Origin of the sequence: Pseudomonas sp. NFACC05-1 (assembly GCF_900100135.1) — a bacterium.
GTDB classification, from domain to species: Bacteria; Pseudomonadota; Gammaproteobacteria; order Pseudomonadales; family Pseudomonadaceae; genus Aquipseudomonas; species Aquipseudomonas fluorescens_Q.
Window position 1 is genome coordinate 581,321 of record NZ_FMTR01000001.1, and the last position, 23,946, is coordinate 605,266.

General features: G+C 62.4%; 4 protein-coding genes. All 4 read left to right on the forward strand.

Annotation, left to right across the window (positions count from 1 at the left end):
• The first annotated feature begins 23 nt into the window (after positions 1 to 23).
• The 4 genes from BLO97_RS02565 to BLO97_RS02580 are packed head-to-tail and all read left to right on the forward strand — an operon-like array spanning position 24 to position 23,945.
• Positions 24 to 9,488 carry a non-ribosomal peptide synthetase gene (locus tag BLO97_RS02565; RefSeq protein WP_092344764.1) on the forward strand — a complete coding sequence of 3,155 codons (9,465 nt, stop codon included), beginning with the start codon at positions 24 to 26 and terminating at the stop codon, positions 9,486 to 9,488.
• 11 nt (positions 9,489 to 9,499) lie between these two features.
• The gene (locus BLO97_RS02570) at positions 9,500 to 18,520 is read left to right on the forward strand and encodes a non-ribosomal peptide synthetase (protein WP_175489824.1); all 9,021 of its coding nucleotides are present in this window, start codon (positions 9,500 to 9,502) and stop codon (positions 18,518 to 18,520) included.
• A complete protein-coding gene (locus tag BLO97_RS02575) occupies positions 18,520 to 22,305 on the forward strand; it encodes a non-ribosomal peptide synthetase (RefSeq protein WP_256571599.1) in 3,786 nt (1,261 codons plus the stop codon). The genes BLO97_RS02570 and BLO97_RS02575 overlap by 1 nt, the downstream gene beginning before the upstream one ends.
• Entirely contained in the window at positions 22,302 to 23,945 is a 1,644-nt protein-coding gene (locus BLO97_RS02580; protein ID WP_092344770.1) for a cyclic peptide export ABC transporter, read from the forward strand. Before BLO97_RS02575 ends, BLO97_RS02580 begins: the two co-directional genes overlap by 4 nt.
• The last annotated feature ends 1 nt before the right edge of the window (position 23,946 follow it).

Here is a 23,946-nt window from a genome sequence, read left to right on the forward strand (position 1 = left end):
TTACAGGTTCGGATACCGTCAGCATGAACGATAAGGTCAAAGCACTTTCGCGCAATATCGAAGCGATTTACCCGCTGGCTCCCATGCAGCAGGGGCTGCTGTTTCATAGCCTGCTGCACCCTGGCAAGGGTATGTACCTGCTGCAATACCGTCATGTCATGGTCATGCCCAATCTCGATCTGGCCGCTTTTCGTCAGGCCTGGGCGCAGGTGGTGGAGCGCCATGAGTTGCTGCGCACCTCTTTTGTCTGGAAGCAGCAGAAGCGACCGATGCAGGTCGTGCACAAGCAGGTCGAATTGCCGATCACCTATGAGGACTGGTCGCATCTAAGCGAAGGCGAGCAGCAGGATCGCCTGGAGCAGTTGCTCAGCGAAGAACGCGCCCAGGGACTGGATTTTACCAAGGCCCCCCTGATGCGAGTCAGGCTGTACAAGCTGGCGCCCGACACCTACCAGTTCGTGCGCAGCTATCACCACATTCTGATGGATGCCTGGTGCTTCTCGATCATCATGATGGACTTCCTCAACGGCTACCGCGCCGCCCAGGAAGGTCGCCGCCTGAATTTGCCGGCGCCGCGTCCATACCGTGATTTCATTCGCTGGCTGGAAACCCAGAAGCCGGAAGATCATCAGGCGTTCTGGCAACAGCGCCTGGCGGGTTTCGACACGCCCAATGAATTTGGCTTCGGTCATGTCGGGCGCATTCAGGGCGCCGCCGAGCCCGTTGAGGACTGTGTCGAACATCTGGAGCTTGAGCAAACCCAGGCACTGCAAAGCGCGGCGGCCCAGCACGGCATTACCCTGAACACCCTGGTGCAGGGGGCCTGGGCTTTGCTGTTGGCGCGTTACAGCGGTGATCGCGACCTGGTGTTCGGTATCACGGTCGCCGGTCGCCCGGTGCACCTGCAAGGCATGGAAAGCATCGTCGGTCTGTTCATCAACAGCTTGCCGCTGCGCTGGCGTTGGCGCCCGGATGACGCGCTGGGTCCATGGCTGAAGGCCTTGCAGACCGAGAACCTGAGCCTGCGCGAACACGAGAGTGTGTCCCTGGCCGAGATCCAGCGCTGGAGCGAAGTACAGCGTCAGGATTTGTTCCAGAGCCTGTTCGTCTTTGAGAACGCCCCCATTGCCGCCGACTTGCGCCAGGGGCAACTGGACTACCTGATCAGCGACATGGCCAACCGCACCCATACGAACTATCCCATCACGGTGGTGATCGTCCCGGGTGAGCGGCTGCATTTGCAACTGACCTACCAGACCGACTGGTTCCTGCGCGAAGAAGTCGAGCAGATGCTGCGCCACTTCCGCACCTTGTTGCTGAACATCGGTGATGCCCTGCACACGAACGCCGAGACCCCTTTGCACCACTTGGCGATGCTCGATGAGCGTGAGATTGCCCACCAGCATCAAGTTTGGGCCGGGGGTGGTCTGGCGGCCAATGAACAACTGCTGCAACCGCTGTACATCGAGCGGTTTGAGCAACAGGTTCGCCAGACGCCCGAGCGCATTGCCATGGTTCACGGCGAGCAAAGCCTGACCTTCGACCAGTTGAACCGCGCCGCCAACCGTCTGGCCCGGCACTTGCGGGCGCAGGGGGTCAAGTCCGACGATTTGGTCGCGGTGTTCGACGAGCGAGGCCTGGACCTGGTGGTGATGATTGTCGCCACCCTCAAGGCCGGTGCCGGTTGGCTGCCGCTCGACCCACGCAACCCGCCTCAGCGGCTGGCGCAGGTCCTGCGCCAGAGTCGAACGCCACTGCTGATTCACAGTGCAGGGCAGGGCGAGCTGGCGATGGAGGCTTTGGACTACCTTGAGCAGCGTCCCCAACCGGTGCTCTACGATCCGGCGGTGTTGAGCAGCTACAGCGATGACGCGTTGAACATCCCGGTTCACGACCGCTCGTTGGCCTATTGCATCTTCACTTCCGGTTCCACCGGTACGCCCAAAGGAGCCATGGTGGCGCATGCGGGCATGCTCAATAACATTCTCGGCAAACTGCCGGGGCTGGGGCTCGATGCGACCGACGTGATTGCCCAGACCGCGCCGCAGTGCTTCGACATTTCCGTCTGGCAAACCCTCGCCGGCCTGGTGCTGGGGGCGCGCACGGTGATCCTCGGCGATTGCGTCGTGCAGGATCCTGAGGCGCTGGCTTCAGCCATTGAACGGCACGGCATCAGTATCCTTGAGGCCGTGCCGTCGTTGATGCAGAGCCTGCTCGACGCGGGGCTCGAGCGTTCGTCCCTGCGCTGGGTGCTGGCCACCGGCGAGGCGTTGCCGCCGGCGTTGGCGCGTCGCTGGTTCGAGCGTTATCCCGCCATCCCGTTGATGAACGCCTATGGGCCGGCCGAATGCTCCGATGACGTGGCTTTTCATCCGTTGCTCGAGCGTTTGCCTGAGCAGCGCACCAATGTGCCGATCGGTCGCGCCACATTGAACAATCGCTTGTACCTGCTCAATGCCGACCTGCAGCCGATACCGGCCGGCGCGGTCGGGGAAATCTTCGTGGCCGGGGTGGGCGTCGGGCGCGGCTACATGGCCGACCCGGCGCGCACGGCGGCGGTGTTCCTGCCGGACCCGATTGCCAACGACGGTTCCCGTCTCTATCGCACTGGCGACCTGGCGCGCTTCCTGCCCAATGGTGATCTTGAATACGTCGGCCGTACCGACCACCAAGTCAAGATCCGCGGGCACCGTATTGAACTGGACGAGATCGAAGCCTGCCTGACCCGTTACCCCGGCGTACGGGAAGCCGTGGTGGTGGCTCGTGATGACCAGCAACGTTCCAAGGTCCTGGTGGCTTATGTGGTGGCGGATGCACAGGCAAGCATCGAGGCCCTGCGCGAGCATGTTCTGGGTAACCTGCCGCCGTACATGACCCCGGGCGCTTTTGTGTTTCTGGAGCGCTTTCCACTCAATGGCAATGGCAAGATCGACCGCAAGTCCTTGCCCGCGCCGGATTTCGCCGCGCAAAGTCAGGCCCGCTACGTTGCGCCCAGCAGCGAGTTGCAGGGGCAGATGGTCGAGGCTTGGCAAAGCGTGCTGGGGCTCGGTCAGGTCGGGGTCGAGGACAATTTCTTCGAGCTAGGCGGTCACTCGCTGCTGGCCACTCAACTGATTGGCCTGATCGGCAAACTCAGTGGCAGGGATTTGCCTCTGCGCGTGGTGTTCGAGCGCCCGACCATCGCCGCCATGGCCGATTGGCTGGAAAGTCGGGCCAGCACGGTCAAGTTGTCGCCAACGCTGTTGCCGCGCCCTGAAAAGCTGCCACTTTCGTTTGCCCAGCAGCGCCTGTGGTTTCTGCAGCAACTGGATCCGCAAAGTCCCGCCTACAACCTGGCCGGTGCCGTGCGCTTGACCGGCGAGTTGCATGTCGCCGACCTGCAGGCTGCCCTGCAGGCCGTGGTCGATCAGCACGAAGTGCTGCGCACCGGGTTTATCGGCGAAGCTCAAGGGCCGAGCCAGGTGATCCTGGCCCGCACCGAGCTTGAGATGCCTTTGATCGAGGTGCAGAGCGAAGAGGCGCTGCACGACTTGCTGCGTCAGGATGCAATGACGCCTTTCTCTCTGGAAACGGCTCCGTTACTGCGTGCAAGACTCTATCGCCTGGCGCCGGATGCATTTGTCCTGTCGTTGAACTGCCATCACATCGTTGCCGATGGCTGGTCCCTGCAATTGATCATCGACGGTGTGTGCAAGCAGTACCGCAACTTGCGGCAAGGCCTGGTGACGGAGCAGTCAGCCTCGTCGATGCAATACGCCGACTATGCACTCTGGCAACGCCAATGGATGACCAGCAAGGCCTGTGAGCAGGAACTGGCCTATTGGCGCGAGCAGTTGGCCGGCGAGTTGCCGGTGCTGGAGCTGGCGGCCGATTTTCCTCGTCCTGCCCAGGCCACCCAGGCTGGCGGTCGTGTTGAACGGCGCGTGCCCGAGGCCCTGGCGGCACGCTTGCGCGCGTTCAGTGCTCGTCATGGCTGGAGCAATTTCATCCCGATGCTGACCGCGTTTCAGCTGCTGTTGCGCAGCCGCAGCGGCGCGGACGACATTCTGGTCGGGGTTCCCGTTGCCAATCGGCACCATGGGGTCCTGCAGCCCCTGGTCGGTTGCTTCGTCAACACGCTGGTGTATCGCAAAAAACTGTCGGGCGAGCGCAGTCTGCTGCAACTGATGACCGAGTTGCAGGCGTTGTCGGTGTCGGCTCAGTCCCATCAGGACTTGCCCTTCGATTACCTGATCGAACAGCTTGGTGTGGTCCGGCAGGTAAGTTACAACCCCCTGTTCCAGGCCATGTTCAACTACTTTCCGGGCAACGCCCTGGAGCGTTTTGAGCTGACCGATGTGATCGCCGAGCCGTTGGACAATCGTCCGGACAGCGTAATGTGTGACCTGCACCTGGACGTGCGGGACAGCGAGCATGGCATCAGCCTGAGCCTTCAATACAGCAGCGATCTGTTCCGCGAACAGACCGTGCAAGCGATGGCCGAACAATATCTGGCATTGCTTGATGCGTTGCTAGAGCAGCCAGGGCAGGCCTTGGGTGAGCTGGCATGGCAACCCGCCGAACGGGGTCTTGCCCGAATCGAGGGGCACCGCGTGGCCGGTCATCAGGACATCCTCCAGGCCTTTGCTCATCAGGTTGCCCGCCAACCCGACGCGGTCGCCGTACTGGCCGGCAATGAGCGCCTGAGCTATGGCGAACTGGATCAGGCCGCCGAACGACTGGCGACGGCTTTGCAGGCCCATGGCGTTGGCATCGAAGATCGAGTGGCCTTGAGCCTGCCTCGTGATGCCCGCCTGCCCATGGCGATGCTGGCGATCCTCAAGGCCGGCGCTGCCTATGTGCCGTTGGCCGAGGACACGCCACCGGAGCGTGGCCGTTACATTCTTGAGGCGGCGCAACCCAAACTGTGCCTGGGCACTGCCGCGAGCCTGGCGGTGTTGGCGCAGTGGAACAGTGGCGTGCCGTTGCTTGATATCGATGCGATGAGCGCTGCCGACCGCTACAAGGCTCCGGTATTGGTGGCGGAGCAGCTCGCTTACGTGTTGTACACCTCCGGTTCCACCGGCCAGCCCAAAGGCGTGGCTATCAGCCGCGGCAACCTGATGAACCTGATGCTGGCCGTGGACCAGGTCTTGCCAATGACGGCCCGGGATCGGGTGCTGGCATTGACCACCGCGACCTTTGATATTGCCATTGTCGAATTGCTGCTGCCTCTGGCGCATGGCGCCAGCATCCTGTTGGCTGATCGCGAGCAGGCGCGTGATCCCCAAGCGATCGATCAGCTATTGATGACAGGACAACCAACGGTCATGCAGGCCACTCCGGCGACCTGGCGGATGCTGGTGGCGCACACCTCGCGCAGTTGGCAAGGCGTGCGTGCCGTTTCCGGTGGGGAGGCCTTGCCGTGTGCATTGGCCGAAGCCATCGAGGGCAGGGGCGCCAGGGTCATTAACGGTTACGGGCCGACAGAAGCGACGGTCTACAGCACTTTTGAAGTACGCAGCGGTGGTGAGGCGGGTGTGGAAGTGCCGATCGGGCAACCAGTGGTCAATACCGCCGCGTATGTCCTTGATGCTGATCTGCAGCCAGTGGCCGCAGGTGTACCGGGTGAACTGTATCTGGCCGGGGCCAACCTCGGTCGTGGTTACTTCGCGGCGGCGCGACTGACCGCGGCGGCTTTCCTGCCCGATCCTTTCGTGCCTGGCGCCCGTATGTACCGCACCGGTGACCGGGTTCGTCGTAACAGCCAGGGCGGCCTGGATTACCTGGGGCGTCTGGATTTCCAGGTCAAACTGCGCGGCTTCCGAATCGAGTTGGGTGAAATCGAAGCGCTGCTGGCGCGTATTCCCGGGGTTCGCGAAGCGGCTGTCGTGCTGCTGGGTGGCGGCGAAACAGCGAGTCTGGTGGCTTACTACGCAGGCGACCCGCTGGATGAAGCGCTCTTGCGTGAGACGCTCGGCGCGCAATTACCGGACTACATGTTGCCGAGCCAGTTCGTTCGCCTGGACACCCTGCCTTTGAGCCCCAGCGGCAAGGTTGACCGCAAGGCATTGCCGGCGCCGGTACAGCGTAACCGCCACAGTGGCGCGCTTTCGGGCGAATGGGAGCAGGCGTTGGCCAAGCTCTGGGAGGAGCTGTTGGGCTGCACCGATGTGGGTGCCGACGATAACTTCTTCGCCTTGGGCGGCCATTCTCTGCTGGCAGCGCGTCTGGTGGCGCGAATGGCCGAACAGCATGGCCGGCGCCTGCCTTTGCGCACGGTGTTCGAGCAGCCGGTCCTGCGGGATCTGGCGGCGCAGTTGGCGGCGACGGGCATTGAGGCCGAGGGCGTCTTGCGTCATTTTGCAGAACCCTTGGCACCGCTGCATTTCACCCAGCAGCGGCTGTGGTTCCTCGATCGTTTGCAGGGCGATACCCAGGCCTACCATTTGTCCCTCGCCTTGCGTCTGGAGGGGGCGCTGCAACCGTCGTTGCTGGAGCAGGCACTGACGCAACTGATCAGTCGCCAGCACAGTTTGCGCACGGTATTCAGCGAAACGTCCGAGGGCGCACGTCAGCAGGTCGAGGCGCTCACGGCGGTGCCGTTGAGCTTCGAGCCTCTGGAGATTGACGCGCATTCGCCAGTTTTTGCGCAGAAACTGAGTCAAGAGGCACAGCGTCCCTTCGACCTTTCGGCGCCCCCGCTGTGGCGAGTGCGTGTGTACCAGGGCCAAAGCCTGAGTGTGCTGCAGGTTACCTTGCACCACATCATCGCCGATGCCCGTTCGCTGGAAATCTTCTTCAATGAACTGCAACTGATCTACCAGGCGTTGCTGGAAGGGCGCGGCGCTTGCTTGCCGCCACTACCGCTGCAGTTTTCTGACATCGCCGCCAGTTGGCAGAGTCCTGCGGGGCAAGCGTGTATCGAATCGCAGCTTGAGTACTGGCGTCGGAGCCTGGCAGGGGAGCCGCCGGTGCTGAACCTGCCGACCGACATGCCACGCCCCGCGGAGCAAGGTTACAAAGGCCAGCGCCTGCGCTTCAGCCTGCCGGCAACCCTGGTCAAGGCGCTGCGCGAGACCGCGCAACGCCATGGGTTGACCGCGTTCGCGCCGTTGCTTGCAGCCTGGAAAGTTCTCCTGGCCCGACACTCGGGCCAGCGTGAAATCTGGATTGGCCTGCCGGTCGCCCATCGCCATCAGGCCCACACCGACAACCTGATTGGCTACTTCGCGACCACCCAGGTGCTGCGCAGTCACATTGATGCCCAGCAACCGGTCGAACAGTTCTGGCAGCAACTGCAAGCCACTCACCTGGCTGCACAGCAGCATGGGGACGTCCCTTTCGAGCGACTGGTGGAGGCGTTGCAAGTGCGCCGCGACCTTAGCCACACACCGCTGTTCCAGGCGTTGTTCAACCTGATCCAGCGCGATGTCGCCGCAAAGGATGAGCACCGTTTCGCCGGCTTGCCGGCGCAGCGACTGGATGTGGAAAGTGACAGCGCCCTGGTGGATATCGGCTTGCACATCGAGCAGCACGGTGACGATTGGCAATGTGTGCTGGAGTACAACACCGACCTGTTCCTGGCCCGGACGGCGCAACGTTATGCCGACGAATATCTGTATCTGCTCGAGGGCATGCTGAAAAACTCACAGGCGCGCCTATGGGACATCGACCTGGCCAACGCCGATCATGCCCTGGCCCAGCGGCCATGGAACCAGGCAGCCGAGGTGCTGCACCGCGAAGTGGACTTGATTGCCCGCTTCGAGCGCCAGGTGGCGTTGACGCCCCAGGCATTGGCGGTCGATTGCCAGGATCAGCAATTGAGTTATGCCCAGCTCAATGCCCTCAGCAATCGCCTGGCCCATTGGCTGCGTGCACAGGGTGTCGGCACCGATGAGCTGATTGCCGTTTGCTTGAGTCGTGGCCCCTGGTTGCTGCCAACCCTGCTGGCTATTCACAAAGCTGGCGCGGCGTACTTGCCGCTGGATCCGCAACACCCGGCAGATCGCCTGCGCTTCATCATCGAGCACGCGCGGCCGGCCCTGGTGCTCAGCGAAAGTCAGTGTGGCGATGCCTTGAGCGGTGTCGACAACGTCTGGCTCGATCAGTTGTCGCTGGAGGCATGCAGCGCCGACAACCTGATGCTGGCGGTCAACCCACAGCAACGCGCTTATGTGATCTACACCTCGGGCTCGACCGGTACACCAAAAGGTGTGCAGGTCACACGCGAGAACCTGAGCAACCTGTTGGCCGGTCTCGATCGGCAGTTGCCACTCAGCGCTGCGGATGTCTGGCTGGCCAGTACCACTTACGCGTTCGATATGTGCAAGCCGGAACTGTTCTTGCCGCTGGTCAACGGCGCAGCCATCTTGCTGGCCCGTCGCGAGCAGGTCGTCGATGGTCATCAACTGTTTGCCTTGCTGCGCCGGGCCACGGTGTTCCAGGCGACACCCGCCGGCTGGCAGATCCTGCTGGAAACCGGGCAGGCCGACTGGCCGCCAGTGCGCGGGCTGATTGGTGGTGAGGCGGTTCCGGGCGAACTGGTGACCGAGCTGCGTAGCCGGGGCGTGGTACTGATCAACGCCTACGGTCCGACCGAAACCACCGTCTGGTCGACCACGCAGGCGTTGCAGGAGGTGCCGTCCGGCGTGGCTGATATTGGCTCGCCGCTGCTCAATACCCGCTGCTATGTGCTCGATGAAATGCTGCGTCCGGTGCCGCTGGGCACTACCGGAGAGCTGTATATCGCGGGCGCCGGGGTTACCCGTGGCTATCAGCATGCCGCCGCCGCAACGGCCGCGGTCTATCTGCCTGACCCCTATGCCGGCGAACCTGGCAGCCGCATGTACCGCACTGGCGACCTGGTACGCCGGCGCGGTGACGGTCGGTTGGCGTATGTCGGTCGCAGCGACTTCCAGGTCAAGGTGCGCGGATTCCGCATCGAGCCCGGTGAGATCGAATCGCTGGTGCGTCGTTACCCGGGCGTGGAAGAGGCCGTGGTGATGATCGATCCGCGCAGTCAAAGCCTGTTCGCTTGGCTACAAGCTCCGAGCCCCATTGATCAAGTGGCCCTGCGGCGGTATCTCGAAGGCCTGTTGCCGGGCTACATGGTCCCGGCCGGTTTTATCGAGCAGCAGCGTTTTGCCCTCAATGCCAACGGCAAGATCGACCGCAAGGCCTTGCCGGCACCGCAGCCCATCGCTGTACAGGGCGTGGCGCCGCGTAACCAACTGGAGCAGCAACTGGCCGACATCTGGCAGAGCCTGCTTGAGGTGCCGCAAGTCGGGGTGTTCAACAGTTTCTTCGAGCTGGGCGGGCATTCGTTGTTGGCGATGCGCCTGATGACCCAGGTCGAGAGCCGTTTCGGCATCAGGATCGAGCTGCGCAGCCTGTTCCATAACCCGACGATCGCCGGTCTTGCCGAGCAGATCGAGAAACCCCAAGGGCCTTCGACCGACGAAGCCCTGGACGAAATGCAGCGCCTGTTATCAGAGATGGAAGAGTAAGGATGAGTGCGATGACGCAACAAGCTTTCCTGGAGATTGCGCAGCGGCTGGCTTCCTTGCCCGCGGACAAGAAAAAAGTCTTTCGCCAGCGCCTGGCCGAGAAGGGCATCGATAGCTGGCGCCTGCCAATCGTTCCCGCCGTGCTTGGCGAAGGTGAGCATATGCCGTTGGCGCAGGCGCAGCGGCGCTTTCTGTCGGCGGAAGCCCTGAGCGGTCGTGCCCTTTACAATCTGTGTTCGGTACTGCGTTTCGACGGCCGCCTCGATGGCGAGCGTTTGCAGCAGGCCATGCAGCAGTTGACTGACCGTCATCAGATCCTGCGCACCCGTTACACCACCGATTCCCAAGGCCAGATGCAGCCCCATTGTGAGTCGCAACAAGTGCCGCTGCCATCCGTCGAACCGTTGACCCTGGCGGCTTCTGAATACGAGCAGTGGTGCGCCGATGAATACGCCCGCCAGCTCGCCGAGCCCTTCGATCTCGCTCAATCGGCGCCTTGGCGCTGGCAAGCCTTCAGCGACGCGCAAGAGCAATCGACCTGGTTGTTTTTCACCATTCACCATGTGGCCTACGATGCCTGGTCGGCTCAGCAACTGACCCTTGAACTGGCCGAGGCTTACCGGGCGCTGGCAATGAATGAGCCGGCCCGCCAACCCGAATTGAGTATCCAGTACGCCGATTACGCGGCTTGGGAACGCGAGTGGCTGGACAGCGAAAGCTGCCGGCAGCATATCGACTTCTGGCGCGGCCAACTGGCAGATGCGCCGGCGCCCTTGGCATTGCCCCTGGATCGGCCACGCCCTGCGCCCGCGCAACGCCGCCATAGCGGCGCGGTGCTTGCCCGGGAGCTTTCGCCGCAGCTGACGACGGCGGTAGAAGCCGCCATTCGTAGTCATGGGGTGACGCTGTACATCTACGGCCTGACGGCCTTCAGTTGCTTGCTGTCGCGCTACAGTGGCGAGAACGACCTGTGCCTGGGCACCTCGGCGGCACAACGTGATCGCCCAGAGTTGATGCCCTTGATAGGCCCGTTGCTCAATACCCTGGTGATCCGTCAGCGCCTGCACGACAACCCGGACTTCGCCACCGCGCTGCTGCGCACCCGTGACACCGTCGCGGCCGCCTTCGATCATCAGTTGCTGCCTTTCGAAAATGTCCTCGAAAGCCTTGACCGTCCACGTTCGAACCCGCTGTTCCAGGTAATGTTCGTCCAGGTCGATTTACCCGAAAGCCGCACCCTGACATTGCCCGGTGTCGCGGTTGAAGTGCTCGACCCGCCGCAGCGTCATGCACGTTTCGACCTCACGCTGCGCCTGGTACGTACCGCTGACGCGCGCCTGCGCTGCGAGTTGGAATACAGCGACGAATTGTTCGACGCGGCCACGGTTGAGCAGATGCTGAATGACTTGCTGGCGATTTTCCAAGAGGCATCAAGCCATCCCCAGCGACGTCTGGCCGAACTGCAGCTGGTTTCGCCACCGAGTGAGCTGAGTGGCCCCGCGTTGGGCGCCATACCCTTGCCGCTGGATCAGCAAGTACTTCACTGGGCAACGCACACGCCGAACGCGGCAGCGTTGTGCAGCGCTGGGCAAACCGTCGACTATGCCACGCTCGGTGCCGCAACCGGCGCGCTGGCCGCGCGACTGGCCGGGCAGGGCATAGGCCCGGGCCAGGTGGTTGCACTGTGCATGCCCCGTTGCGCGGAACAACTGTTGGCGATGCTGGCCTGCTGGCAACGCGGTGCGGTGTGTCTGTTTCTTGACCCGGCACAGCCGCCACAGCGACTTGCGCAGTTGCTGCAGGACAGTGGCGCGAGGCTGTGGGTGACACTGGCCGAGGCCCCTGAAACGGACGTCGACATGGCGCGCCTGGTACTCAGTACCGCCGATTTGTCCGCGGTGGCCACCGAGGGGCTGGGCGAGAGCCTCAGTCAGCCGCACCTGCCTGCCTACCTCATTTATACCTCGGGTTCGACCGGTCAGCCCAAAGGTGTCCTGGTCACTCATGGCAACGTGGGACATTACGCGAGCGCGATCGGTCAACGCGTGCAAGCCAAGCCGGGTAGCCGCTGGGCGACGTTGGCGACCGTGGCCGCGGACCTGGGGCTGACCTGCGTGTTCGCCGGGCTGAATGCCGGCGATCCGCTGATTCTGCCGCCAGCGTCGTTGACCTTCGATCCGCCAGGCTGGGCTGACTTTCTCGACGAGCAGCCCGTGGATTGCCTGAAAATCGCGCCGTCGCATTTACGCGGGCTGTTGGCGCTGGACGATGCCCGACGCGTCTTGCCCAGGGATGTGTTGATCCTGGGCGGTGAGGGTTTCGATCAGGCCTTGTTTGCACGGGTGCGTGAATTGGCACCGCAACTGCGCATCTTCAACCATTACGGTCCTTCGGAGACCACGGTCGGCGTGATCTGCGGGGAAATCCAGGCTCTCGACGCCCCTGACTCGGGTCTGTATCTGCCCTTGGGGCAGCCGTTATCGGATTGCCATTTGCGCATCGTAGACGGCAATGACGTATCGGTGCCGCTGGGTGTCGCCGGCGAGCTGCTGATCGCAGGCCCTCAGGTCGCCCAGGGCTACCTCGGTCAACCTGAGTTGACCGCCCAAGTATTTGGTTCCACTGCCCAGGGGCAACGCTTTTATCGCAGCGGCGACCGGGTTCGCCTGGATCGCAATGGGCAACTGGTGTTCCTGGGGCGTCAGGACGATCAGGTCAAGATCCGCGGTTTTCGCGTGGAACCGGGCGAAGTCAGCGCCTGGCTCACTGCTCAGCCCCAGGTTCGCGAAGGGGCGGTGCTGGCCTGCGAGGTGAAAGGGCGCACGCAACTGGTGGCGTATCTCAGCCCCGCCCTGGCAACCGAAGCGTTGGCGGCTCTGCAAGCCGAGGCCAAGCGTCAATTGCCGGAACACATGGTGCCCAGTCATTGGTGGGGGCTGGATACGTTGCCTCTGACGGCCAATGGCAAGCTGGATCGGCGGGCATTGCCTGAGCCGGCCGAGACCGAGTCGGTCGATGCATCCGCCCGGCCACCGATCGGCGTCACGGAACAGCGCCTGGCGCAGCTGTGGTGTCAGATTCTCGATTGTGCGCACGTCGGACGCGACGATGATTTTTTCGCCCTCGGTGGCGATTCTATTCTCAGTCTGCAATTGATCGGCCTGGCCTCGCGCGAAGGACTCAAGTTGCAACCACGCGATGTCCTGCAGCATTCCACCTTGGCGACCATGGCCCTGTGCATCGATGGCCGGTTGAACCCCGTGTTGCTGACCGTCCTCACGGCTTTTCGCGAGTTGCTTGAGCAGCCTGGCCTGGGACCGGACGCCGACTTCTTTGCCGAAGGGGGGGATTCGATCCTCAGCCTGCAATTGATCGCGCGTCTGCGTCAGGCTGAACTGCGCCTGATGCCCCGGCAATTGCTGGAGAACCCCAGCGCCCGGCAACTGGCTGGGGTTCTGACCTCCTCAGCGTCGCCGGCGGTTGCACCGCAGCCGGCAACCGAAGCCTTGGCGCCGTCACGTGCACTGTCCCATGCCCAGCAACGGGTGTGGTTCATGCAACAACTCGATCCGGCTGCAACGGCTTACAACGTTACGCAATTGTTGGCCTTGCGCGGCGATCTGGACGTGCCGCGATTGCAGCGCGCTTGCCAGGTCCTTGTCTCGCGCCATGATGCATTGCGCTGCAGGTTTTTCGAAGAGCAAGGGCAAGTCTGGCAGCGCCTGGATGAGACGGCTGCTGCAATCTTCAATGTGCATGACCTCCAGGACCTGGATGAATCACAACAGGCAGTGGCCATTGCCGGGGCCGCCAAGCGGGTTTTTGACCTTGCGCAGGGGCCGTTGCTGGCAATCGATGTATTTTGTGTGGCACCGGGTGATTATCGCTTGCTGTTCAATGTCCACCACATTGCCGTGGACGGTTGGTCCATGGGCTTGTTGGTCGAGGACTTTGCGCAGATCTACCAGGACCGGGCCACGCCTGCGACTACCGGATTGTTGCCATTGATCGAAGCACAACGGCGAGGTCTGGAAGAGGAGCAGGGCAGCCAGTTGCTGGCCTACTGGCAACAACGCTTGCAAGGTCTGAGCAACGAACCGCTGGAGCTTCCCGACCACTGCACGCGACCGGCGCTGCAGGCCTACGCCGGCGCCCGCAGTGAGCTGGCCTTGCCCGTTTCGTTGAGCGCGGCGGTCGAGGCCCGGGCCAGGGCACTGGGTGTCACGCCCTTCGTGCTGTATTTCGCCGCCTACCAGCTCCTGCTCTGGCGTCATGGTGGACGCAATGATTTCGCCATTGGCTTGCCAGTGGCAGGGCGCGAATCGGCCGAGAGCCAGGCATTGGTCGGTTTGTTCGTCAACACACTGGCGCACCGGGTGCAGATTGATCCCCGGCAAAGCCTGCAAGCCTTTATCCAGACCCTGAACGGGCAGTTGGCCGATGATTTGTCCCATCAGGCGCTGCCGTTCGAGCAACTGCTGGACATGCTGGATGTCGAGCGCAGCCTGGATCGCACGCCGGTGTTCCAGGCGATGTTCAACTACCAGTCCGACCATCGGGATTCGCGCCGCCTCAACTTGCCGGGCATCAGCGTGGAAACGCTGGCGTTGCCGGACGGCGTGGTGAGTGCCAAGTTCGACCTGACGTTCAATCTGTTCACCCAAGGCCGCGGGACTGATGCGCGTACCGGGTTGATTGTCGAATACGCGACTGCTCTGTTGCGCCCCGGAACCACCCAACGGCTGATGGAGGATTACCAGGGATTGCTCGCCAGCCTGGTCAGCCTCGATCTTCAGCAGCGCTTGCTGGAAATTCCCCTGGGTTCAGTCGCAACTTTGGCCGTGGCGGGCAAGTCCATGCATCTGCACAGCGAGGCCGATTTTGTCACGCGCTTTGAAGTACAGGCCGCCGTTCATCCTGAGCGTATCGCGGTGTGCTGCGCTGATCGCCGCTTGAGCTACGCGGCGCTGGATGCCCAGGCCAATCGCCTGGCCCATTGGCTGCTGGCGCAGGGTATAGGGCAGGAGTCGACGATTGCCTTCTGCCTGCCTCGGGACGAAAGACTGCTGGTGTGCCTGTTGGGGATCCAGAAGGCAGGTGCTTGCTACCTGCCGCTCGACCCAGCTCATCCACCGGCACGCCAGGCGCAGATTCTCACCCGCGCTCGACCGCAATTGCTGCTCTGCGACAAGCTGTTCGCGGACCTGCCCGAACACCTGCGCAGTTGCCTGTGGGCGGACCTGCCATTGGCTCGGTTCCCTGCACAAGCCCCGGCATTGGCGACGACGCTTGAACAGTTGGCCTACACGCTCTACACCTCCGGATCGACCGGGCAACCCAAGGGCGTGCAGATCAGTCGAGGGAATTTCGCCAACTTCCTGCTGGCCATGGAAGACGCGCTGCCACTGGAAAACGTGCAGCGTTATCTGGCCTTGACCACGGTGACCTTCGATATTTGCGGCCTGGAGCTGTGCCTGCCGCTGGTGCGCGGCGGCACCGTGGTATTGGCCGATGATGAAGAGCGACAGGACCCCCTGTTGCTTGCGCGATTGATTCAGGACCAGGCCGTGGATCTCATCCAGGCTACACCGGCCACTTGGGCGATGTTGCTGCAAGGCGATCGCCAGGTGCTGGCCGGGCGTGTGGCCCTGGCCGGTGGTGAGGCGCTGGCGGCGGAAATGGCGACTGAGATCAGGCAATGCGTGGCTCACCTCGTCAACGTCTACGGCCCGACAGAAACCACGGTGTGGTCCACCCAGGCGCCGATCGGTGCCTTGCAGTTGCCCGTCGCACCCATTGGCCGGCCATTGCTCAATACCCGCTGCCACGTCCTTGATGAGCACTTGTGCGAAGTACCTCCCGGTTGTGTGGGCGAGCTTTACATTGCCGGTGATGGTCTGGCCCGCGGTTATGCCGGGCAGCCAGGGTTGACCGCCGAACGTTTCATTGCCGATCCGTTCAGCCGTGACGGTGGGCGTTTGTACCGCACCGGCGACCTGGCGCGCTGGCAGCCGGATGGGCAGCTGTATTACCTCGGTCGCACCGATGACCAGATCAAATTGCGTGGTTATCGTATCGAACTGGGGGAGATCGAGGCCGTGCTGCTCAGCCACCCCGAACTGCTGCAGGCGGTCGTGGCCGTGCAAGGCGAGCATCTGGCCGCCTTCTGGGTCGCCAATCCCGACAATCCACCCGACGCAGCCTCCATCCGTACCTACTTACAGGGGCGCTTGCCGGCCTACATGCTGCCGACGCATTTGCAGGCGCTGGAACAACTGCCCCTCAATACCAATGGCAAGGTGGATCGTAAACAGCTGCCACGCTTGCAGTTGGAAAACCGCGGCGAGGGGGACGTCCAGCGCCCGCTGACGGCCAGCGAGGCGTTGCTGGCCGAAGTCTGGGCAGCGGTGTTGAACCTGCAACAGATTCCTGCCGACGGTCATTTCTTCCAACTGGGCGGGCATTCTCTGATGGCGGCCCAGGTGCGTGCGCGCTTGCGGGAACAGGGCTTTGAAGTGCCTTTGCGCTGGCTGTTCGAAACGCCGGTACTGACGGACCTTGCGCAGCGCATCGAGGGTCTTGCGCAGCACCTGGATCTGGCTTCGTTGCAGATCCCTCAGGTCGATCGGCAGCTTGAGCAACCCTTGTCCTCGGCGCAGCAACGCGTCTGGTTGATGCAGCAGCTGGACCTGGCCGACAGCAGCTTCAACATGAGCAGCAATGTGCGCTTGCGCGGACAACTGGACCGTCATGCCCTGGAGCGTTCAGTGCACCGGCTGGTAGACCGTCATGCCATCTTGCGTACCACCTATCACCAGCGTAACGGCGAGTTGTACCAGCGGATTCACGGACAGATGTCGGTAGCGTTGCAAGTGATCGCCTCGAACGCCGCGCAGTGGCCGGTCGATGCCCGCGACATTGCGCTGCGACCGTTCGACCTCGCCAGCGAGGCACCGCTGCGGGCCGTCCTGTACCGCCTCGGTGAGCAGGAACATGTGCTGCAGTTGGTCATGCACCACATCGCCTCCGATGGCTGGTCCGGCGCTGTGCTGGTGGATGAACTGATCCAGGGTTATGAAGCGTACAGCACGGGCGCGCTGCCGCCCCAGAGCGAACTGGCGATCCAGTACGTCGACTATGCCGTATGGCAAGGTTCGGCGGCGGTACAGCTGCGTCAGCGTGAAGGCCTGGCGTTCTGGCGACAGACCCTGGCCGGCATTCCCGCGCAGGTGCCACTGCCGTTCGATTTTCCCCGTCCGGAGCGCGACAGCGGCACCGGGGCGGCCCTGGATTTCCAGTTGTCAGCGGCCACGGTTGGCCGGCTGAAGGCTTTCGCGCAGGACAGCGCAACGTCGCCGTTCATGGTGCTGCTGACGTGCTATGCCGCCGTGCTGCAGCGCGAAACGCAAGGCCGTGATCTGGTGATCGGAACGGACGTCGCCAACCGCGAGCATCCGGCCACTGAATCGCTGATCGGCTTTTTCGTCAATCTGCTGGCCTTGCGTATCCGCGTGCAACCGGAACTGAGTTTGCGTGAGCAAGCGCAGCAGGTCCGGGAGATTTGTCTGCAAGCATTCGCCTGGCAGGACACGCCGTTCGAGCGTGTCGTCGAGTGCCTGGAGCTGCCACGGGTGGCGAATGTCCACCCGTTGTTGCAGACGTTGTTTGTCCTCGACAACACGCCGCGCCAGCAACGCCAACTCGGCAATCTGCAGGTTGAACCACTGACGGGCGAGCAGCACCATTCCAAGTTCGACATGGCCCTGTTCGCCAGCGAAGACGGCGATGTGTTCAACCTGCGCTGGGTGTATCGCACCAGCCTGTTCCGCCCGGCCACGGTCGAACGCTTGCGTGATGCCTTCGAGTCCCTGCTGGACATGGCCCTCGGCGCACCGGACAACCCAATCGACACCCTGATTCCGACTCCAAAAGGAGCTGCTGCAATGTCCACGGACAATCCGCTGCAACGCAAAATGAGCAAATTGGGCAAGATGCGCCAGAGCGGATCGCCCGTTACCCGCGAGCCCTTTGAAGCCCGACCGTTGCGCGAAGGTTCGAAGTTCCCCCTGTTGATTCAACTGCGTGACCGCGAACTGGCACCGGCCATTTGGGCTGAGGCCAACCGTGAGAAGGTCGAAAGCTGGCTGCGCGAGCACGGTGGCATTCTCTTGCGTGGCTTTGATTTGCCGACGCCGGCGGCTTTCGAGGCTTTTTGCCAAGCCTTGTGCCCTCAGTTATATGGTCAGTACGGTGACCTGCCGAAGGAAGAGGGCGGCAAGAACATCTACAAGTCCACGCCCTATCCCAAGGATCGGATGATCCTGTTCCACAACGAGAGTGCTCATCAGCATCGCTGGCCGCGTCGCCAATGGTTCTACTGCCAGACGCCCGCCACTTCCGGTGGCGCGACCCCGATTGTCGACAGCCGCCAGGTTTACCGTGAACTGCCGGCCTGGCTGCAAGCGAACCTGCGTCGCAAGCAACTGATGTACGTGCGCAATTTCAGCACCAGCCTGGACGTCAGCTGGCAGCACTTTTTCCAGACCGAGGAGCGCGAGCAAGTCGAGCGGATCTGCCGTGAGAGCAACATCGATTTTGAGTGGCGCGGCGCCAACGATCTGCACACCCGTCAGGTTTGTCCTGCGGTGATCCTGCACCCGCTGACGGGAGAGGAGAGCTTCTTCAATCAGATCCAGCTCTATCACCCGGCCTTTCTCGATGCCGATGTGCGTGAGCAGTTCCTGCGCGACGGGACAACTGCGATGCCCAGACAAGTGTTCTACGGTGACGGTTCCGAGCTTGAGCCAAGTGCCATCGAGGCCATCAACGCTGCCTACGACCGTTGTGCCGTGCGCTTCGACTGGCAGCAGGGCGATGTGGTCATGCTCGATAACATGCTGGCTGCGCACGCCCGGGATCCGTTCGAAGGCGAGCGTAAAATTGTGGTGGCCATGGGTGAAATCTATGGTCGTGATCAGGTCATGGCTGCGCCGGCGCAGACCGAAGAGACACCCGCAGAGTTGAAACCATGATGGACCTTGGACTAACGCTTTCACCTCAACAAAAACAACTGGCCCAGGCCAATCCGCAGGCCTGGCGCTGGGTTCGGATGCAACTGTCGGGCGTGCCCGAGGCCACTGTCCAACAGCGACTGCGTGACGGCTTGCAGCAGCATCAAGCGTTGCGCTTGCGCTACCAGCGCCCGGTTGGCGCCACGGGACTGCGCCAGCGTGTGGTCGACCCCCTCGACTTGCGCCTGAGCTGGCGTGAGGGACGTTCAGGTGACGGGCATGATGAGCAACAGTGGCTGCTTGAGGCCAAGGCGCATTGCCTTGCCGAACAACCCGATGTGTTGGCCTGGCTACTCGACGATTATCTGTTGTTGGCGGTCCCGGTTTATTCGCTGGATCAACGCAGCCTGATCCAGTTGCAGGAGCAATTGTTGGGACGTGCCGCGTCGTTTGACACTGAACCCATGCAGTACGGCGAATACGTCGAGTGGATCAATGGCCTGCAGTTGGACGAGGATGCCGAGCAAGGCACGCAGTTCTGGCGCAACCTGGCCTTGCAGGCCGTACCGGGCATGCGCCTGATCGAGCGCTATGGCATCGCCAGCGGCAACCATGCCGTTGTTCGGCTAAGGCTTGCGCAGACATTGCCAGCGGCGTTGACGGCGCTGGCCGCGCGCGAAGGCGTGGCTGCCGAAGCGCTGGCCCTGGCCGCCTGGGGCTCATTGCTGGGCCGGCTCAATGGCCAGCAGCACGGCCAGTTGGGTCTGCAGCACGATCCTCGCGATGACTATGAAGAACTCTCGGGAGCCTATGGGCTGTTCGAGCAGACGCTGCCGATGGTGGTGCGGGTGTCCGAACACAGCACCTGGATCAACCTGGCCCGGCCATTGGCACGGCAACTGGAAAACGCGGTGGCTTGGCAGGAATATGTCGGTCAGGCTCAGCTATTGCCCGAGTGGCGGGCCAGCTTTCAGACCGGGCTGCGTGTCGTGCATGCACCGCTGCTGGAGGGGCTGCAAGTCCTGTCCTTCGACACCCCGGTCGAACTGCAATTGCAACTGACGCTCGACGCCCAGGACAGTGGGGAACTGACACTGGCCTATGACCGTGGTCTGTACCGTGAAGAGCAGATGCAGGTCTTGCTCAAGCGCTTCGCCCATTGGCTCGAGCAATTGCTGCAGTCGCCCAATGGCCTCATCAACGGTGTCGATCCGCACTTGCCCGAGGAGTTGCTGGCGTTGCCGACGCGTCCCGCCCTGGCGCCGGATCTCGATATCGTCGCCACCGTGCGCGAGCACGCTCGGACACAACCGGATCGACCGGCGCTGCGCTATGCAGAGCAACTGTTCTCTTACGCCGAACTCGATGCCTTGAGCGATCGTGTTGCCGGCAGCCTGCGTCAGGCCGGTGTTGGCCATGAACACGTGGTCGGCCTGTATTTGCCCCGTGGGGCGCAGATGTTGATCGCGATGCTGGCCTGCTTCAAGGTCGGTGCTGCGTACCTACCACTGGATCCTCAACAACCACCGCTGCGGCTGGCCGACATTATCGAGGATGCCCGACCGGCCCTGTTGCTGCACGTAGAGGGGCTGCTGCCTGATACTTCGGTCGACACCCTGTGCTGGTCGCAGGCCTGCATCGGGCCGGTGTTCGATTCGCCGGTGCAGGGCTCGGCGCAAGACCTGGCCTACGTGCTCTATACCTCGGGCACCAGCGGCAAGCCCAAAGGTGTGCAAATCGAGCAAGGCCAATTGCGCCATTACGTCACGCAAGTGACCCGCGCGCTCCAGTTACCCGAGGCCGGGCATTATGGCCTGGTGTCTTCACTGCTCGCGGATCTGGGAAATACTGTGTTGTTTCCGGCCTGGTTGCAGGGCGGTTGTGTGCATGTGCTGGAGCAGTCCACCGTGACCGATGCCCGGGCGTTCGCCGAAGAGCTTCAGCGCTACCCGTTGGACGTGCTCAAAATCGTTCCTTCACACCTTGAAGCGCTGATGGGCGAGCACGCTCCCAACGGCATTCTTCCACGCCAGGTCCTGGTACTGGGCGGAGAGCCGCTCAGTGAGCATTTGCTGAGCCGTTTGGCCCAAGCGAAACCGGCCTGTCGCCTCTACAACCATTACGGACCGACAGAGACTACGGTTGGCGTGCTATGGCGTGCGATCGATGTCAGCCAGGGCGTGGGTGATAGCGCCTTGAATCAGGTATTGGGTGATAACCGCATCCACCTGCTCGACGACCAGCAACGCGCAGTGCCGTCAGGCCAGGCCGGGGAATTGTGCATCAGTGGCGCCAGTGTCGGGCGCGGTTATGTGGGTGGTGTCGGTGGCGGTGCCTTTGGTGTCGATCCACTCAGTGGCCAGCGCCTGTATCGCACCGGTGATCTTGCTTTGCGCCAAGCCGATGGTGCCGTACGCATTCTGGGGCGCAATGATCAACAGGTGAAAATCCGTGGGTTTCGCCTGGAGTTGGCGGAAGTCGAACAGGCTTTGTTGGCCCAGCCGGGCGTGTTGCAGGCTGCGGTCTTGCTGGACGGCGAAGGCGACCATGGGCGCTTGCTGGCTTTCGTGGTCAAGGACGACGCCCTGTCGCAAACGACCGAGCAACTGTACGCCGCCCTGGCTCGCCAGCTACCGGACTACATGCTGCCCAGCGGTATCCTTGCACTCAAGACGCTGCCACTGAACAGCAATGGCAAGCTTGATCGCAAAAACCTGCTCGAACGCGCCAGGCAGCGTTTGCAGAACACTCGCGTGGCGCCCGTGGGCGAGCTCGAAACGGCCATTCTGGCGATTTGGTGCGAGGTGTTGGGTGTCGACGAGCTGGGGGTGACCGACAATTTCTTCAACGTCGGTGGGCACTCGCTGGCGGCGATCAAAGTGGTGTCGCTGATTCGCGAGCGCCTGTCTCTCGAATTGCCGACCAATCTGCTGTTCGAGCGGCATACCGTCCGTGACCTGGTTCATGGCCTGGGTAACGATCACAGCGGCGGCCCATGGCACGTCTTGAATGACGCGCATGAACATGCGCCGGCCCTGTTGCTGGTGCATGGCGCGCAAGGGCATCTGCAGGCGTATCAGCCGTTGGTAGAGAATCTAAACGGTAAAGCCGCTGTCTTTGGTCTGGCCGCCCTGGAAAAGGGCTGGGATGAGGACGACATGGACGTGCTGTTGCAGCAATATGTGGCGAGCATCCCTGTCCAGCTGAAACAGCGCCCGCTGGTGCTGCTGGGCTGGAGCCTGGCGTCGCGGCTGGCATTGATGCTGGTGCCCCATCTGCAAGCCCACGGCTTTAGCGTCGAAGGGCTTGTGGTGCTCGATCACGATGCGCAGCGCAGCCTGGCCGGCGAGGGCGACGAAGCCGGCCAGTTGATTGCCGATTTTGCTTTCTACTGCCGCACTCACGCCCAGCCAATCGGTGAGTCGCTGCGCGAACGTGTGACGGGCCTGTTGGCAGGTCTGGACTATGCCGAGGGCGTTGCCCGCTTGCTCAACGATGCCCAGGTGCGTGCGCATCTGCAATGGGGAGCCGCCGATGCTGATTTGCTCACGCTATTGGCGCAATATCGCTCGATCAAGATGCGCTTGTATGAGCAAGCCTTGCCCACCGTTGATGTGCCGCTGTGGCTCTGGCGCGGCAATGCCCATGCCGACTTGCGTGCTCAGTGGCAAGCGCATACCCACCAAGCTGTTCGCCAGTGGACGCTGGACGTGGGGCATCACGAGATGCTCGCAGAGCCTCGATTGGTCGAAAGCCTGTTGCCTTTACTGTTGCAAACCTCTGCCAAGGTGGTGTCTGTCTCATGATGTTATTGAAAGAACTGCTGCACGACGCTCGATGGCGCATTCTGCTGGCGATTCTGAGCAGCGCCTTGAGCGCGGCAACCAGTATCGGCCTGATCGGGTATATCAACCGCAGCCTGGAGCATGGGCTCGATAATATCGGCCGGGGCTTGTTGCTGTTCGGTGGCCTGCTGATCCTATTGTTCATCAGCGGTGTCACGTCGCAATGGCTGCTGGTGCAGATCGGGCATCGCCTGGTTTACCAGTTGCGCCTGCGGCTGGTGGGCAAGGTGTTGGGCACAGCACTCGAGCGCATCGAGCGGCTGGGCAGCCCGCGTATCTACAACGCGCTGACCAAGGACGTGACCACCGTCGCCACGGCGTTCAAGCAACTGCCGATTTCCTTGTACAACGGCTTGCTGTTGTTGGCGGGGCTCGCCTACATGGCCTGGTTGAGCATGCCGTTCTTTTTCCTGACCCTGGGGGTGATTGCCCTTGGGGTCGGTCTTGACGTGCTGCTGGGGCGCAAGGTCAAGACCCTGATGCAGGCCGTGCGGCAGCAGGATGACCAGTTGACCGAGCAGTTCGAGGCCGCCATCCAGGGGCGTTGCGAGTTGGGCCTGAGCCGGGAACGCCGGCACCTGCTCTACGAACACAAGCTCGAACCCATCGCGCGGGCCTCGCTGGAGGCGTCGGTACGTGCCGACACCTTGTGGGCGGTGAACCTGAACTGGACGACACTGCTGGTGTTCGTACTGATCGGTACGCTGTTCTTTCTCGGCCAGGGGCTGGGGTTGCTCAGTCAGCAGGTTGTGGTGGGTTACGTGCTGGCAATCATGTTTCTGCGCACGCCGATCTCGATGATCCTGGATGCCATTCCTGCGGTCATTCGCGGCCATGTTGCCTTGCAGGCCATCGATGCCCTGGCGTTGGGTGAGACGGTGCAGTTCAAGACCCCTGCACAAGCGGCGCAACCCTTCGGTGAGTTGCGCCTGTCAAACGTGCATTACCGCTATCCCGGGCAAAGTGACGAATTTGCGTTTGAGTTGGGGCCGATCGACCTGTCGATTCGTCGCGGCGAGTTGATTTTCATTGTCGGTGGCAATGGCAGTGGCAAGTCGACCCTGGCCAAGCTCCTGACGGGGCTCTACGTCCCCACCTCTGGGCAGGTTTCGCTGAACGGCGTGGTGCTCGATACCCGCACCAGCGAGTGGCACCGGGAGCATTTCGCCGCCATTTTTGCCGACTTCTATCTGTTCGCCGATGTGCTGGGCGAAGCGGGCAATCATGAGGGGCTTGAGGCCCGGGTGGATCATTACTTGGACCGCCTTGGGTTGGCCCATAAAGTCGAGTTCGCTGCCGGGCGCCTGTCGACCACGGCCCTGTCCCAGGGCCAGCGCAAGCGCCTGGCACTGTTACTGCTGATGATGGAGGGCAGGGAGGTGTTCCTGCTGGACGAATGGGCGGCGGATCAGGACCCGGTGTTCCGCCACGTGTTCTACAACGAACTGCTGCCCGAGCTGAAGGCGGCCGGCAAGACGGTGATTGCAATCACCCATGACGACCGCTATTTCGATGTTGCCGACCGGGTCTATCGTCTCGACTACGGCCATCTCGTGGACTACGACCGAGCGACAGAGAACCCTTTTCAACTGGCGAAATAGG

Bases quoted from the DNA above. Each gene is read 5' to 3' on its own strand.
- BLO97_RS02565 (WP_092344764.1), top strand. From the start codon at position 24: ATGAACGATAAGGTCAAAGCACTTTCGCGCAATATCGAAGCGATTTAC.
- BLO97_RS02575 (WP_256571599.1), top strand. From the start codon at position 18,520: ATGGACCTTGGACTAACGCTTTCACCTCAACAAAAACAACTGGCCCAG.
- BLO97_RS02580 (WP_092344770.1), top strand. From the start codon at position 22,302: ATGATGTTATTGAAAGAACTGCTGCACGACGCTCGATGGCGCATTCTG.
- BLO97_RS02570 (WP_175489824.1), top strand. From the start codon at position 9,500: ATGACGCAACAAGCTTTCCTGGAGATTGCGCAGCGGCTGGCTTCCTTG.